Below are 14,244 nucleotides of genomic sequence, written 5' to 3'. Positions count from 1 at the left end.
CGCCGGGCCGGCCCGCTCTGGCTCAGGGCCGGATCAGGCACATCCCGGCGCCGGCCGGGTGGTCCATCGTGGCGAGTGCCTCCGGCACGGCGGCCAGGTCGATGGTGCGGGTGACCAGCTCGGCGGGGCGCAGCACCCCGGCGGTGACCAGCCGCAGCATCTCCGGGTACGCGTGCGCCGGCATGCCGTGGCTGCCCCGCAGCTCCAGCTCGTACGCGATCACCAGGTCCATCGGCAGCGCGGGCCGGCCCCGCGCTGCGGGCAGCAGCCCGACCTGCACGTGCCGGCCGCGCCGGCGCAGGCCCTCGATCGACGCCACGCAGGTGGCGTGACTGCCCAGCGCGTCCAGCGAGAGATGGGCGCCCCCTCCGGTGGCGTCCCGGATCGCGGCGGCCACCTCGCCCGGACCGTCGAGCGCGCTCGCGTCCAGGCAGACCGCGGCGCCGCTGCGGCGGGCCAGCTCCAGCGCGGCGGGCGAGACGTCCACGGCCACCACCCGCGCGCCGCTCGCCGCCGCGACCATGACGGCGGACAGGCCGACGCCCCCGCAGCCGTGCACCGCCACCCACTCGCCCGCCGCCACGCGGCCCTGCGCGACGACCGCCCGGAACGCGGTGGCGAACCGGCAGCCGAGCGCGGCGGCGGCCGTCTCGTCCAGCTCGTCCGGCAGCCGGACCAGGTTGACGTCGGCGTGCCGCACCGCGACCAACTCGGCGAACGAGCCCCATCCGGTGAAGCCCGGCTGGGTCTGCCGCTCGCAGACCTGCTGGTCGCCGGCCAGGCACGAGGGACACCGCCCGCACGCGCAGACGAACGGCACGGTCACCCGGTCGCCGGACCGCCAGCCGCGTACGTCAGCGCCGACAGCCACGACGACACCGGCGAACTCGTGCCCCGGCACGTGCGGCGGGCGGATGTCCGGGTCGTGGCCCTGCCAGCCGTGCCAGTCACTGCGGCACAGGCCGGTCGCGCCGACCCGGACGACCACCCCGTCCGGCGCCGGCGCCGGATCGTCCACCTCCCGGACCTCCGGCCGAACCCCGAACTGCTCGAACACCACAGCACGCATGCCCCGATCCTCACACCCACCCCGCTCCCCTCCCGAACCCGTCCCGCCCTCCGGCTCTCCGGCTCTCCGCGATCTTGCACTTGTGGCCCAGCAGATGTCGCGAATGTCCGGCCTGCCCGGGCAGAAAGTGCAAGATCGTCGGGAGGTGGAGTCCGGTCCGCCGTTGCCCGCCGCAAGCTCCTTGATCACCGGGGCGAGGGGGGCGGAGGGGACTACAGGCGGCGGTTCTGGGGATCGTGGGCGGTGATGCCGTCCAGGGGGGTGCCGGGGGTGAGCGTCCTCGGGTCGAACCAGAAGATCACCACCTGTGGGTCCTCGCTCCACCGGACCAGCTTCGCCTCGACCTGCCGGCCGTCGACCGTCCCGACGATGCGTGCCGCCGGGCCGACGAAGTAGCCGAACGTCGGCACCGGCGCGTCGGCGGGCACCCGCTGCTGGTCGTACCCGATCTCGTGGAACCCCGACCGGCGGTCGCTGCCGGACACGTCGTTGACCAGGAAGTCGGAGGTCAGGCGCCCGCCCGGTGTGCGCCGGCCGGCGACCAGGCCGATCGTCACGCGCGGCAGTTCCGGAACGTCGAGCGGGACCATGAAGAACACACGCTCGTCGGCACCGTACCGGATGCCGCTGCCCACGACGGTCCCGAGCGGTCGCGGCGGCGCCTCGGTCGGTTCGGCGGTCGGCGTGGGTGAGGCCGTGCGGGCGGGCGCGGCGGCGGTCGGCTCCCCGGCCGGGGCGTGCGGCGGGCCGGGCCGCGTCGCCACGGCGTCGACGCCGACGACCACCGCGATCACCGCCGCCGCCGCGATTCCGGCGCCGATCCGGCGGCGGCGGCGCAGCCGGCGTCCCCGGCGCATGATGTCGGCGATGTCCAGTCCGTCGGCCCGCTCGGCCGCCCGCATCGCGCGGCGTAGCTCGTCCATCTCGGTCACCGGCACGTCTCCCGCGGTCGCGGCGCGGCCAGCCCGGCGGTGCGCAGCTTCTCCAGCGCCCGGGACGCGGTGCTCTTGACGGTGCCGACCGACACGTCGAGTTCGCGTGCCACCTGGGCCTCCGGCAGGTCGAAGTAGTGACGTAGGACGACGACGGCGCGTTCGCGCGCGGTGAGTGTGCCGAGCGCGGTGACCAGCCACCGCCGGGTGGCCACCTCCTCGGCCAGGTCGCCGCCGTGCCGCTCCGGCAGGTCGTCGCTCGGGTATTCGCGGATCGGCCGTCGCCAGGTGTCGACGAGGTGGTTCACCAGCACCGACCGGGCGTATCCGTACGGGTCGCCGTTGCGGATCCGGGACCAGGACGCGTACGTGCGCACCAGCGCGGTCTGTGCGGCGTCCTCGGCGTGGTGGTGGTTGCCGGTCATGAGGAAGGCGGCGTGCGTCAGCCGCGCGGAGGACGCCCGCGCGAACTCGACGAACTCCGCATCACCCCGGGCCATGCCGGCCCTCTGCACCTCTCACCTCGACCAGGACGTGCGAGGCGGGCAAAAGGTTGAGCCCTCGCCGGACCAACTTTCGCGACGGATCACCCGTCCTCATCGCTGCGCCCGAGACCGGGCGGTGAGGGGAGACGAGATGACCGGGACCGTGGACCGGACGCGCGGCGGCGCGACCATCACCCTGCTGGCGTTGCTGGCCGGCTGCGTGCCGGCCGCGGCGGACCAGCCCGCCACCGCACCGGCCGGCCCGCCCGCCGTCACACCGGTGGCGACCACGGCCGCGCCCGCCCGCGCCCGGCCGGCGTCGATCGGCTATCCCGCCGAGGGCGACAACAAGTGGCGGTTCGCCGCCGCCGAGCCGGCCGGCTCCGGGGGTACGGGCCGCCTGATGCGCTACCGGGTGGCGGTGGAGCGGGACATCACCGGCCTGTCGGCGGCCGAGTTCGCGGCGCAGGTCACCGCCATCCTCGCCGGCCCGGGTGGCTGGACGACCGACGGACGGCTCACCCTGCGTCGCGTCGGCGCACGCGGACCCGCCGACTTCACCGTCCACCTCGCCACCCCCGGCACGCGCGACGACCTGTGCCAGGGCGGGCCGGACCGGTACACGTCCTGCCGTAACGGGAGCCGGGTGGTGGTGAACGTGGCCCGCTGGGTGCGCGGCGCACCGGCCTACGGCAGCGACCTCGCCGCGTACCGGCGGTACGTGGTCAACCACGAGGTCGGTCACCGCCTCGGCCACGGTCACGAACGCTGCCCGGGGCGGGGCCGGCCGGCGCCGGTGATGCAGCAGCAGACGCTCGGCCTGCACGGCTGCACCCCGAACCCGCTGCCGTTCCTGCGCGGCGAGCGGTACGCGGGACCGTCCGGCGTGTACGACGACCGGGTGCCCCCGCCCGAGGGCGGCCGTCCGGGCTGACCGGGCGATCCCGTCCGGCGCTCAGAACAGCGTGGCCGGGCCGACCGGCTCCGGTTCCGGCAGCGGCGCGAGCCCGGGCACCCGCGCGCGGACCTGGTCGTGGAAGCGGCGGGCCAGCTCGAGGGCGTCCGCGTTGTCCGGCGTGTGCACGAACACTGTCGGCGAGCGGCCCTCGCGCAGCCAGCCGGTCACCACGTCCAGCCACGGCTGCCAGCCCTCGACGGTGCGGGCCGGGTCGTCGCGGCCCAGGTAGCGCACGATCGGCCGGTCGGTCAGCGCCCGGGTGCGCAGCGGCAGGCGCGGTTTGCGCGTCCACGCCTCCCGTTCCGCGTCGCTCGTCGGCGGCGTCCGGAAGAACGCTGTGGTGTCGAACGGGATCCATTCGGCGCCGGCGCGGTGCAGCGTCGCCTCCAGCGCGTGTGCCGCACCGGGCTCGGTGAAGAAGGCGGGGTGGCGGACCTCGACGGCGTACCTGTGGGTGGTGGGCAGCGTGCGCAGGAACCGGTCGAGGTCGGGCACGTCACCGGGGCCGAACGAGCCGGGCAACTGGATCCAGAGCGAGTCCGCCCGGTGGCCGAACGGCTCGATCGCGTGCAGGAACGCCCGCAGTTCCGCCTCGCCGCCGGTGAGCCGGCGCTCGTGGGTGACCACCTTCGGCAGCTTCGGCAGGAAACGGAAGCCCGGGCCGGTCTGCTCGGCCCAGGACGCCACCGTCGCCCGGGCCGGGGTCGCGTAGAACGTGGTGTTTCCCTCCACCGCGTCGCACCACCCGGCGTACGCGCGCAGCCGCTCGTGCGCGGGCAGCGGGTGCGGCAGGAAGCGGCCGGACCAGGATCTGTGCGTCCACATGGCACAGCCGACGTGCAGGCGCGTCCCGGTCACCGGTAGGGCCAGTTCGTCGATCCGCCGTGTAGCCGCGCCTCCCGGTTCCACTTCCGGGTGAGGTACAGCGCGAGGCAGCCGAGACCGGCCAACACCGGTGCGAGCAGCATGAGCAGCAGTCCGGTGGCGAGCCGGAAGCTGTCAGTCTGGATGCCCTTGGCGGTGGTCAGCGCGAACGCCTCCGCGCCGTCACCGGTGCAGCTCACGAAGTCGGTCTCCATCCAGGTGAGCCCGCCGGTGACCAGCACCGGAGTGAACTCGTCGCCGCGGTCGCGCATCACCGCCGCGGTCCCCTCGGGCCGGGCCCCGGTGAGCTCCTTGCTCCGCTGCTCGCCGGTGGTGTAGACCCGGCTCTTCGCGGTGCACCGGACGGTGGCCGGGTCCACAGTGGCCGGGGTGGCGAGGATCAGGATGTTGCCGGGACGTACGCCGGTGTCACTCACCTTGATCTCCGCGCCGGGGGCGAACTCGGCATCGGCGGAGAAGGTCGACGCGGCCGCGAACGGACCCGTCTGGGTCAGCAGGGCCAGGCCGAGGAAGCCGGCCAGCAGGAACCCGCCCCCGCCGACGAAGATCCACATCGCGACCACGGCGCGGAAGCGCCGCACCAGTCCGTTCACTGGACGCGGTCCATGTCGCAGGCGCCCTCGGTGACGTGGCCGGGGTCGTCGGAGTACACGCTGTACCTGGCGTCCGGCACCGACAGTTGCACGCAGAGCGACGACGCGTCGTTGTTCGTGACGAACGTGACGACGCCGACGCCGTCGTAGTCCCCGATCGACAGATCGCTGACGCCCCGGGGGAACTGCCCGGCCTCCTGCTTGATCGACACGGCCTCGCGCATCGCGTCCCGGAGGTAGGTCTCGGGATCGGTGCCGGCGTCCCCGCCGCAGGAGGCGAGCGAGAGCGCCAGTGCCGCCACCAGACCGGTCCTTCTCCGTCGCATCCGTCCTCCTCGCGCCTCACGTCGGCGGGCCGGGGCCGCCCGGTCGCCGCGCCCACGGTAGCCGAGTCCGGCAGGCCCGGCGGATCGGGCCGCGACCGCCGGGGCAAGAGGCGGCCGGGGGTGGTGACGATGACCGATGGAGCGGGTCTGCGGCTGCGCCAGGTGGTGCTGGACCGCACCGACGCGCGCGCCCTGGCCGAGTTCTACCGTGCGCTGCTGGACCTGGTCCATGGGCCGCGGCCCGGCCTGGACCGGCGCGGGTCACGGGCGTTCCACCCGTACCGGGTCGCCGCGCACGAGGTCGTCGTGGACGCGCCAGCGGGCGTCGACGCCCGCCCGCCGGGCCGCCTCGTCGTCGTCGGCGATCCGCTGCCGCAGCAGCTCGACGGCGATCCGGCGGTTGAGGTGCAGGTGCCGTTCGGTGTCCACCACCACCGTCCGGCCCGACGGGCGGTGCGTGGCCCGGACGGCTGTGCTCGCCTTGTTGCGGTGCTGACCGCCCGGCCCGCCGGTGCGGCACGGCACGAACTCGACGTCGGCCTCGTGGAACGGCGTGACCACCACGTCGGTCCGGCAGGGCTGTGCGGTGACGTACCAGTTCTTGCGGCCGTGACCCGTCCGGTACGGGCTGGGCGCCTGCCAGCAGAGCGTGCCGGTCCACCCGGCCGCGAACGCCTCCGCCCCGGCGCCGGTGATCCGGAGCAGCACCGACCGGTAGGTGCCGGCCCGGTCGCCGGGCACCGTCTCGACCCGGTCGGTACGCAGGCCGCGCCGGGTCGCCTCGCCCTCCAGGCGGGACAGCAGCCGGGCGAGGGCCCACGAGCACTCGGCGGGTCCGCGCCCGGCGGACAGCAGCAGCTCGGTCACCGCCGACCCTTCCGGCGCTCGTCACGACGGCCGGCGTCCGGCGTCTTGTAGGTGACCAGCGGAACCGTGGTGGTGATCGGCGTGGCCAGGTCGTGCGCCACCAGGTCGCCGATCACCTGCTCGATGCGCTTGTACGCGGTGGGCGCCTCCTCGAACAGCAACTGCCGGTCGCCGCACACCACCACCGAGCCGACCGGTGTACGCCGCAGCTCCTCGACGGTGTGCTTGGCCCGGCCCCGGCGCAGCGCGTCGGCGCGGGACATCTTCCGCCCGGCGCCGTGCGCCACCGAGTAGCCGGCGTCCGGTCCGGCGTGCGCGGCCACGAGGTAGGAGGGCGTGCCACGGGTGCCGGCGATCAGCACGTCCCGGCCGTCGCCCGGGGCCGCGCCCTTGCGGTGCAGGTAGTGTCCGTCGCGGATCTCGACCAGGTTGTGGCACTGGTCGACGACCGGTTCGGTGGGCTCGGCGCCGAGCGCGTACGCGACCCGCGCGGCCAGCAGCCGCCGGTTGAGCGAACCCCACCGCACGGCCGCGTCGTGCCGGGCCAGGTAGGCGTCCGGGTCGGGCGCGGGGCCGGCGCCGTGCGTCTCGGTGTGCTCGCGCAGGATCCGCTCGCCCAGCCCGCGCGACCCGGAGTGCACCAAGAGCACCAGGTCACCGGCGTCCAGCCCGAGCCGCGCGGCGTGCTCCGGCGCGAGGACCGGCCCGACGCGGGCCAGCTCGACGAAGTGGTTGCCGCGCCCGACCGTGCCGAGGCCGTCCAGGTGGCCGGCCGGCACGTCGCCGTCCAGCACCGACCAGGCCGGGTCGTCGGCGTCCCGGTCCGGGTCGAGCGCCCGGTCCAGGTCGGGGAACCGGGCCGCGAGCCGTTCCGGTACGGCCCGGCGCAGCGCGATCGGGAACACCGCGATGCCGCAGCCGATGTCGGAGCCGACCAGGAACGGGTAGAGCACCGTCGAGGACATCGCGGCGCCGATCGGCGCGCCCTTGCCGGGGTGCAGGTCCGGCATGGCGGCCACGTGCGCCATGCCGTCCAGGGCGGCGACCTGACGGCACTGGTCGAGCGCGGCGGACTCGATCCAGCTGCCGGGAGAGGAGAAGACGGAGACGGTGGCGGGCACGACGGCCCGCCCGGAGGGGTACGCGGACACAGACGCTCGTTTCTGCGGAAAGAGAGGCGGGAACGGCAGGCGGCGATGGCCTGCGAGCTGGGGAGCGGTCCGTCAGAACGTCATGCGCTCAGCCTCCCGGAGGTGGCCGCGGGGCGGCAACCGACTTTCGACAGGCGACGCGTTCACGTCGACATCGCCGCACCCGCTCCATAGACTCCGGTCGTTCTGGTACCACGAGTCCAGGGAGGACCACCGTGTCGAGCGAAACCCGAACGCACGCCGCCTTACCCCTGCTGGCCCGCCTCGCCGGGGTGAGCGTGGCCGCCGCGGCGCTGGTCGCCAGCGCCGGTGTGGCCGCAAGCGCGGCGCCGCCCGCCGACCCCGCGCCGACCAAGGGCCCGTGCGCGTACACGCCCACGCCGGACGAGCCGGCCGCCCGTCCGGTGCCGCTGCCGCCGGACCCGCGCCGCACGCCGGACCGGGGCACCGTTCGGGTCACCCTGCGCACCAACCAGGGACCGATCGGGCTGACGCTGGACCGCGAACAGGCGCCGTGCACCGTGCAGAGCTTCCTGCACCTGGTCCGCAAGCACTTCTACGACCGGACGCCCTGCCACCGGCTCACCGCGTACCCGACGCTGACCGTGCTCCAGTGCGGCGACCCGTCCGGCACCGGCGAGGGCGGCCCGGGCTACCGCTACCGCGACGAGCTGCCCACCGACCTGCCGCCCGCGCCGACCGACCCGACGGGTGTACGCCGCCTGTACGCGCGCGGCACCCTCGCCATGGCCAACGCCGGCCCGGACACCAACGGCAGCCAGTTCTTCCTGGTCCAGGCCGACTCGGCGCTGCGCCCCAACTACACGGTGTTCGGCCAGGTCGACGCGGCCGGGCTGGCCACGCTGGACCGGATCTCGGCCGGCGGCATCGCGCCCACGCCGGAGGACCCGGCTCCGGTCGACGGCGCCCCGGCGGTGCCGGTGGAGATCTGCCGCGCCAAGCAGGGACGCTGACGCGACGGCCCGGCGGGACGGCCGCCGGGCCGCCCAGGCCGCCCGCCGGGCCCGCGTCGTCGCCGGTAACCTGCGGCGATGACGCATGAGCGGGAGATCACCGAGCCGGTCGACCTGTGCCGGCCGGACGGGCGGTTGAACCCGGACGCGGTCGGCTGGAGCCGCCGGCCCCTGCACCGGGCGAACCTGCGCGGCTGGGGCCGGGCCAAGCGGTGGGAGCACTGGGGCGTGGTCACCCCGACGCACATCCTCGGCCTGGTCGCGTCGTCGCTGGACTACGCCGGGGTGCAGAGCCTCTACCTGCTCGACCGGGCCACCGGGCGGGAGACGACGGCGGAGGCGGTGGTGCCGCTGGCCCGGGGCACGGCGCTGCCGCCGGTCAGCGGCGCCGGACCGGTCCGGGCCCGGGGCGGGAAGCTCGCCATCGCCGTGGACCAGGGCCCGGACGGCAGTACGGTGCGGGCCGGCGCGCCCGGTGTCGAGGTGGACCTGACCGTGCCGCTGCCGCCGGGGCACGAGTCGCTGGGCGTGGTGGTGCCGTGGAGCACCCGCCGGTTCCAGTACACGGTCAAGGACATCGGCCGGCCGGTGCACGGCACGATCACCGTCGACGGCACGGCGTACCCGGTGGGGGAGGGGTCGTATGCGGCGCTCGACCACGGCCGGGGCAAGTGGCGGTACGCGGTGCGGTGGAACTGGGCGGCCGGCAGCGGACCGGGCCGGTCGATCCAGCTCGGCGGCAAGTGGACCGACGGCACCGGCTCGACCGAGAACGCCGTCTTCGTGGACGGGCGGCTGCACAAGATCGGCGCTGACCTGACCTGGTCGTACGACCGGGCCGACTGGCTTCGGCCGTGGCGGATCACCGGCGACCGGGTGGACGTGACGTTTCACCCGTTCCACGAGCGGGTGGCGCGTACCAACCTGCTCGTGCTGGCCGGGGAGACGCATCAGTGCTTCGGGCACTTCACCGGCTGGGCGACCACCGACGACGGCGAGCGTGTGGACCTGGACGGCCTGACCGGCTGGGCCGAGGAGGCCCGCAACCGCTGGTGACGGCGGGCGACGGTTCCGGGGGCGCGCAGCGGCGTGGGGCGGCCCCGGATCCGGGACCGCCCCACGCCGGGGACTCGATCAGGCGACCGAGGCCGGGAACCGCTCCCAGACCCGGTGCGCCGCCATCAGCCGCTGCACCTCGGCGAGCACCTCGATGCCGGAACCACCGGTGACCACGCCGGGCGTGCCGGTGACACCGGCCTGGTTCAGCACCTCGGCACCCGCGCCCCAGGCGCCGATCACCTTGGCGTGCCGCCACGCCTCCTCGACCAGCAGCAGGACCCGCGGGTCGACGGTGGCCGAGCCCGCCGCGCCGGCCTTGGCGTCGCGGGCCGGCAGCGCGTCCGGCGCCGGGGCCGGCGCGCCGGCCAGCAGCACCACGTCGAACTCGACCGAGCGGCCGGTGGCGAACGTGCGCTGCACCGGCAGCCCGTCGACGGTGCCGCCGTGCGCGGCGATCAGCAACGGCACCATGCCGGCGGCGAACACCTCCCGGCGCACCTCGTGCACGTCGTCCAGGGCACCCTCGGCGTCGACCACGATGCCGACCATCCGGCCGTCGGCCGGCCACTCGCGGCCCACCTGGGACAGCGCCGGGCTGGGCTGCACCTCGGCGAGCGGAACGGTCGGCTGCGGCACGGGCAGGCCCAGGCCGATCGCCACCTGCTCGCACAGCACCGGGTCCACGTTCGCCAGGCACTGAAGCTGCCGCTCCTTGATCGCCTGGTGGTAGCACTTGCCCAGCTCGAACGTGTACGCCCGGATGATGTGCTCCTTCTCCACCGGCGACATGCTCTGCCAGAACAGGCGTACCTGGCTGTAGTGGTCGTCGAAGGAGGCCGGCGAGGCCCGCACCTTCGGCGCCTCGGCCACCGTCACCGGCGTGTCCACGAACGCGTGCTCGCGGTCGCCGGCCGGGAACGGGTTGCCGCCGTCGAGCGAGTTCGGCCGGTACGGCGCCACGCCCGCGTGCACCGCGTGCTGGTGGAAGCCGTCACGGAACATGTCGTTGACGTCGGCGTGCGGCCGGTTGATCGGGATCTGGGTGAAGTTCGGCCCGCCGAGGCGGGTGAGCTGCGTGTCCACGTACGAGAAGAGGCGGCCCTGCAACAGCGGGTCGTTGGTGACGTCGATGCCCGGCGGCAGGTGCCCGACGTGGAACGCCACCTGCTCGGTCTCGGCGAAGAAGTTGCGCGGCGTCTTGTCGAGGGTGAGCTTGCCGATCGGCTGCACCGGCGCCAGCTCCTCCGGCACGATCTTCGTCGGGTCGAGCAGGTCGATCCCGGCGAACGTCTCCTCCGGCGTGTCCGGGAAGACCTGGATGCCCAGCTCCCACTCCGGGTACGCGCCGGCCTCGATCGCGTCGTACAGGTCGCGGCGGTGGTAGTCCGGGTCGATGCCGCCGATGAGCTGCGCCTCCTCCCAGGTCAGGGAGTGCACGCCCAGCTTCGGCTTCCAGTGGAACTTGACCAGCACCGTCGCCCCGGCCTCGTTGACCAGGCGGAACGTGTGCACACCGAAGCCCTCCATGGTCCGGTAGGACCGCGGGATGCCCCGGTCGGACATGTTCCACATGGTGTGGTGCTGCGCCTCGGTGTGCAGCGAGACGAAGTCCCAGAACGTGTCGTGGGCGCTCTGCGCCTGCGGGATCTCCCGGTCCGGGTGCGGCTTGCCGGCGTGGATGACGTCCGGGAACTTGATCGCGTCCTGGATGAAGAAGACCGGGATGTTGTTGGCGACCAGGTCGAACGTGCCCTCGTCGGTGTAGAACTTGGTGGCGAAGCCGCGGGTGTCGCGGACCGTGTCGGCCGAGCCGCGCGAGCCCAGCACCGTGGAGAAGCGGACGAAGACCGGCGTCTCGCGGCCCTTCTTCAGGAACCCGGCCCGGGTCACCTCCTCGGCGGTGCCGTACGCCACGAACGTGCCGTGCGCGCCCGCGCCCCGGGCGTGCACCACCCGCTCCGGGATCCGCTCGTGGTCGAAGTGGGTGATCTTCTCCCGCAGGTGGTGGTCCTGAAGCAGGACCGGGCCGCGCGGGCCGGCCTTGAGCGAGTGGTCCGTGTCCCGCAGCCGGGCCCCGTTGGCGGTGGTCAGGTACGCGCCCTGCTGCCCCTTGGCGATCCTCGGCACGCCGGTCTCGGCGCCGGTCGGGGTCCGGGTGTCCGGCGCGCCCTGCTCGGCCTTGGGCGGCAGTGGCCCGTGCGGCGTGGTCGGTTCCTCCAGCGGCGGGGGCGCGCTGCCGGGAGCGCCCGGCACGTCCGGAGTCAGCGCGTCGCCGACCTTCTCGACGGCGGCTTCGACGACACCCTTGACGATCTGGGCGGGCTTGCTGGATTCCATCAGGACCTGTCCTCCTACAGCTAAATGTCCAGGCCCTCTCCGCCCTACCCCAGGTCAGGGCGGGCAAACCGGAAGAATGGTGGAATCGCTGCTCAGGGTCGGTGCGGCACGGCCACGGCGGTCAGCAGCAGCCCACCGGTGACCAGCCAGCGGCCGTCGAGCACGTCGAGCGGCGGGCCACCGTCGGCGCGGGCGCCGTCGACCAGGATCCGGGCGGCGAACCGGCCGGCCCGGTCGAACGTCAGCTCCGCCTCCTCGAACCCGAGCCAGCGCCCGGTCAGCGGGTACCACGCCTTGTAGACCGACTCCTTGGCGCTGAACAGCAGCCGGTCCCAGTGCGTCGCCGGGTCGGCGGCGCGCAGCGCGGCCAGCCGCTCCGGCTCGCCCGCGACGGTGACCACGCCGGCCACCCCGTCGGGCAGCGGCTCGTGCGGCTCCGCGTCGATGCCGAGGCCGGCGAGCGCCCCGGCCGGGGCCACCGCGGCCGCCCGGTAGCCGGCGCAGTGGGTGATGCTGCCCACCACCCCGTCCGGCCAGACCGGCTCCCGACGGGGGCCGGGACGGATCGGCGCGGGGGCGTACCCGAGACGGGCCAGCGCCTCCCGCGCGCAGCGGCGGGCCGTGACGAACTCCTGACGGCGGCCGGTCACCGCGCGGGCGATCAAGTCCTCCTCGCCCGGGTACGGCGCCTCGCCCGGCACGTCGGTGAACGCCTCCACGGCCAGCGCCCCGGCCGGCAGCAGCGCCTCGATCATCCGAGGATCCGCTTCATCGGCGCCGGCTCGCCGCCCCGGCGCCGCCACTCGCGCGGGTAGCCCAGCGACACCTCCTCGAACCGCACCCCGTCGTAGTGGGTGGTGCGCGGGATGTGCAGGTGGCCGTAGACCGCGACGGCGGCGCGGTGGCGTACGTGCCAGTCGGCGGTGCGGTCGGTGCCGCACCACTGGGCGAACTCCGGAAACCAGAGCACATCGGTGGGCTGACGCACCAGCGGCCAGTGGCTGACCAGCACGGTGGGCAGCGCCGGGTCGGTGGCCTCCAGCCGCCGCCGGGTCGCCTCCAGCCGCGCCCAGCACCAGGACTCCCGGTCCGGGTACGGGTCGGGGTGCAGCAGCATCTCGTCGGTGCACACCACGCCCGCGTCGTACGCCTTGCGCAGCGACTCCTCCTTGGTCGTGGTGCCGGGGGCGCGGAACGAGTAGTCGTAGAGCAGGAACAGCGGCGCCACGGTGACCGGCCCGTCCGTGCCCCGCCACACCGGATAGTCGTCCTCCGGGGTCAGCACGCCCAGCTCGCGGCACATCGCCACGAGCGCGTCGTAGCGCGCCACGCCGCGCAGCGTCACCGGGTCGTTCGGGTGGGTCCACAGCTCGTGGTTGCCCGGCGCCCACACCACCTGCGCGAACCGGTCGCGCAGCAGCCGCAGCGTCCGCTCGATGTCGGCGAAGACCTCGCCGACGTCGCCGGCCACGATCAGCCAGTCGTCCGCCGTCCGCGGCCGCAGGCCGTCCACCACCGCGCGGTTCTCCGCGTACGACACGTGGAGGTCACTGACCGCGTACAGCGCACCCGTCACCCGGCCGATCTTGCCAGTGACGCCTCCGGATGACCAGGCCCGCCGGCCGCGCTGTCGGGGCTCCGACCGGTGCCGGTCAGCCGGCCCGCGCGGTCACCTCGTCCAGCGCGCGCAGCACCTCCCGGGTCACGCCCGGCTCGGCGGCGGAGTGCCCGGCATCAGGCACGATCCGCAGTGTCGCCTCCGGCCAGCGCCGGGCCAGGTCGTACGCGGTCACCGGCGGGCAGCACAGGTCGTAGCGGCCGTTGACGATCACGGCGGGCAGGTGCCGGACCCGGTCCACGCCGTCGAGCAACTGGCCCTCGGCGAGGAAACCGCCGTGCACCGCGTAGTGCGACAGGATCCGGGCGACCGGCAGCGTCTGGTCGTCGGCGGTGAAGTGGGCGAGCATCTCCGGGTCGGGCCGCAGTGACGAGTTGACCGCCTCCCACCGGCCCCAGGCCCGCGCGTACTCCCGGGCCCGCGCCTCGTCCGGGCCGTGCAACCGCCTGTGGTACGCGGCCAGCACGTCCCCGCGCTCGTCCGGCGGGATCGGCGCGACGAACCGCTCCCACTCCTCGGGCTGAAGGTGACGCAACCCGCCCTGGTAGAACCAGTCCCGTTCGCTGCGCCGCAGCAGCAGCACGCCGCGCAGGACCAGGCCGGTCACCCGCTCCGGGTGCGTCTGGGCGTACGCCAGGCCGAGCGTCGTGCCCCACGACCCGCCGAACACCAGCCAGGAGCCGATGCCCAGCCGTTGCCGGATGACTTCCAGGTCGGCCACCAGGTGCCAGGTGGTGTTGGCGCGCACCTCGCCGTGCGGGGTGCTGCGGCCGGCGCCGCGCTGGTCGAACAGCACGGCCCGGTGCCGTGCGGGGTCGAAGAACCGGCGGGCCGCCGGCACCAGGCCGCCGCCGGGGCCACCGTGCAGGAACACCACCGGTACGCCGTCCGGCCGCCCCACCTCCTCCACGTACAGGACGTGGCCGTCACCGACCGGGATCCGGTGGGTGCCGTACGGCTCGACGGGTGGGTGCAGGCTGGTCATGCCCG

Annotated in this window: 15 protein-coding genes; 3 read left to right on the top strand and 12 right to left on the bottom strand. The window is 74.6% G+C overall.

Features of this window, described 5'->3' with window-relative positions; translation table 11 throughout:
* Positions 1–22: 22 nt before the first annotated feature.
* The 3 genes from ACFYON_RS21300 to ACFYON_RS21290 form a co-directional block, all read right to left on the bottom strand.
* A complete protein-coding gene (locus ACFYON_RS21300) occupies positions 23–1,069 on the bottom strand; it encodes a zinc-dependent alcohol dehydrogenase family protein (protein WP_354867497.1) in 1,047 nt (348 codons plus the stop codon).
* Between the two features lie 212 nt (positions 1,070–1,281).
* Positions 1,282–1,992, bottom strand: a complete 711-nt coding sequence (locus tag ACFYON_RS21295; RefSeq protein WP_354867623.1) for a hypothetical protein — start codon at positions 1,990–1,992, stop codon at positions 1,282–1,284.
* A 5-nt stretch (positions 1,993–1,997) separates the two neighbouring features.
* The gene (locus tag ACFYON_RS21290) at positions 1,998–2,501 is read right to left on the bottom strand and encodes a SigE family RNA polymerase sigma factor (protein WP_354867494.1); all 504 of its coding nucleotides are present in this window, start codon (positions 2,499–2,501) and stop codon (positions 1,998–2,000) included.
* 136 nt (positions 2,502–2,637) lie between these two features.
* Here ACFYON_RS21290 and ACFYON_RS21285 point away from each other — a divergent pair, with 136 nt between their 5' ends.
* The gene (locus tag ACFYON_RS21285; protein WP_354867492.1) at positions 2,638–3,420 is read left to right on the top strand and encodes a DUF3152 domain-containing protein; all 783 of its coding nucleotides are present in this window, start codon (positions 2,638–2,640) and stop codon (positions 3,418–3,420) included.
* 21 nt (positions 3,421–3,441) lie between these two features.
* Here the strand turns inward: ACFYON_RS21285 and ACFYON_RS21280 are convergent, their stop codons facing one another.
* The 5 genes from ACFYON_RS21280 to ACFYON_RS21260 all read right to left on the bottom strand — a co-directional run bounded on the left by ACFYON_RS21280 (position 3,442) and on the right by ACFYON_RS21260 (position 7,266).
* Entirely contained in the window at positions 3,442–4,269 is an 828-nt protein-coding gene (locus ACFYON_RS21280) for a DUF72 domain-containing protein (RefSeq protein ID WP_354867490.1), read from the bottom strand.
* Positions 4,270–4,298: 29 nt separating this feature from the next.
* Positions 4,299–4,922: a hypothetical protein gene (locus tag ACFYON_RS21275; RefSeq protein ID WP_354867488.1), complete on the bottom strand. Its 624-nt coding sequence runs from the start codon at positions 4,920–4,922 to the stop codon at positions 4,299–4,301.
* On the bottom strand, positions 4,919–5,248 hold the full coding sequence (locus ACFYON_RS21270; protein WP_354867485.1) for a hypothetical protein: 330 nt from the start codon (positions 5,246–5,248) through the stop codon (positions 4,919–4,921). The genes ACFYON_RS21275 and ACFYON_RS21270 overlap by 4 nt, the downstream gene beginning before the upstream one ends.
* Positions 5,249–5,509: 261 nt before the next feature.
* Complete coding sequence (gene prfH / locus ACFYON_RS21265) at positions 5,510–6,115, bottom strand: peptide chain release factor H (protein ID WP_355095311.1); 606 nt, start codon at positions 6,113–6,115, stop codon at positions 5,510–5,512.
* Positions 6,112–7,266: an RNA ligase RtcB family protein gene (locus tag ACFYON_RS21260; protein ID WP_355095313.1), complete on the bottom strand. Its 1,155-nt coding sequence runs from the start codon at positions 7,264–7,266 to the stop codon at positions 6,112–6,114. Before ACFYON_RS21260 ends, prfH begins: the two co-directional genes overlap by 4 nt.
* Before the next feature lie 215 nt (positions 7,267–7,481).
* Between ACFYON_RS21260 and ACFYON_RS21255 the strand changes: the two genes are divergently transcribed.
* Together ACFYON_RS21255 and ACFYON_RS21250 are read left to right on the top strand one after the other, a co-directional pair.
* Entirely contained in the window at positions 7,482–8,240 is a 759-nt protein-coding gene (locus tag ACFYON_RS21255; protein WP_354867477.1) for a peptidylprolyl isomerase, read from the top strand.
* Between the two features lie 78 nt (positions 8,241–8,318).
* The gene (locus tag ACFYON_RS21250; RefSeq protein ID WP_355095315.1) at positions 8,319–9,296 is read left to right on the top strand and encodes a DUF2804 domain-containing protein; all 978 of its coding nucleotides are present in this window, start codon (positions 8,319–8,321) and stop codon (positions 9,294–9,296) included.
* Between the two features lie 78 nt (positions 9,297–9,374).
* Here ACFYON_RS21250 and ACFYON_RS21245 read toward each other — a convergent pair whose 3' ends face one another.
* The 4 genes from ACFYON_RS21245 to pip form a co-directional block, all read right to left on the bottom strand.
* Entirely contained in the window at positions 9,375–11,636 is a 2,262-nt protein-coding gene (locus tag ACFYON_RS21245) for a catalase (RefSeq protein WP_354867472.1), read from the bottom strand.
* Positions 11,637–11,728: 92 nt separating this feature from the next.
* Positions 11,729–12,391: a 4'-phosphopantetheinyl transferase superfamily protein gene (locus tag ACFYON_RS21240; protein ID WP_354867469.1), complete on the bottom strand. Its 663-nt coding sequence runs from the start codon at positions 12,389–12,391 to the stop codon at positions 11,729–11,731.
* Positions 12,388–13,212, bottom strand: coding sequence for a metallophosphoesterase (locus ACFYON_RS21235; RefSeq protein WP_354867466.1), 825 nt, complete (start codon positions 13,210–13,212; stop codon positions 12,388–12,390). Before ACFYON_RS21235 ends, ACFYON_RS21240 begins: the two co-directional genes overlap by 4 nt.
* A 76-nt stretch (positions 13,213–13,288) precedes the next feature.
* A complete protein-coding gene (pip, locus tag ACFYON_RS21230; RefSeq protein ID WP_355095880.1) occupies positions 13,289–14,239 on the bottom strand; it encodes a prolyl aminopeptidase in 951 nt (316 codons plus the stop codon).
* Positions 14,240–14,244 lie beyond the last annotated feature (5 nt).

The organism is Micromonospora sp. NPDC005686 (genome assembly GCF_042871665.1).
Classification (GTDB): domain Bacteria; phylum Actinomycetota; class Actinomycetes; order Mycobacteriales; family Micromonosporaceae; genus Micromonospora.
The sequence above is the reverse complement of the archived record's forward strand: the minus strand, read 5'-3'. Positions and strand labels throughout refer to the sequence as shown.

What these genes read in the sequence shown, in the direction of transcription:
- ACFYON_RS21285 (WP_354867492.1), top strand. Translation starts at nt 2,638, where the DNA reads ATGACCGGGACCGTGGACCGGACGCGCGGCGGCGCGACCATCACCCTG.
- ACFYON_RS21270 (WP_354867485.1), bottom strand. Translation starts at nt 5,248, where the DNA reads ATGCGACGGAGAAGGACCGGTCTGGTGGCGGCACTGGCGCTCTCGCTC.
- ACFYON_RS21250 (WP_355095315.1), top strand. Translation starts at nt 8,319, where the DNA reads ATGACGCATGAGCGGGAGATCACCGAGCCGGTCGACCTGTGCCGGCCG.
- ACFYON_RS21290 (WP_354867494.1), bottom strand. Translation starts at nt 2,501, where the DNA reads ATGGCCCGGGGTGATGCGGAGTTCGTCGAGTTCGCGCGGGCGTCCTCC.
- ACFYON_RS21245 (WP_354867472.1), bottom strand. Translation starts at nt 11,636, where the DNA reads ATGGAATCCAGCAAGCCCGCCCAGATCGTCAAGGGTGTCGTCGAAGCC.
- ACFYON_RS21240 (WP_354867469.1), bottom strand. Translation starts at nt 12,391, where the DNA reads ATGATCGAGGCGCTGCTGCCGGCCGGGGCGCTGGCCGTGGAGGCGTTC.
- ACFYON_RS21295 (WP_354867623.1), bottom strand. Translation starts at nt 1,992, where the DNA reads ATGGACGAGCTACGCCGCGCGATGCGGGCGGCCGAGCGGGCCGACGGA.
- ACFYON_RS21280 (WP_354867490.1), bottom strand. Translation starts at nt 4,269, where the DNA reads ATGTGGACGCACAGATCCTGGTCCGGCCGCTTCCTGCCGCACCCGCTG.
- ACFYON_RS21300 (WP_354867497.1), bottom strand. Translation starts at nt 1,069, where the DNA reads ATGCGTGCTGTGGTGTTCGAGCAGTTCGGGGTTCGGCCGGAGGTCCGG.
- pip (WP_355095880.1), bottom strand. Translation starts at nt 14,239, where the DNA reads ATGACCAGCCTGCACCCACCCGTCGAGCCGTACGGCACCCACCGGATC.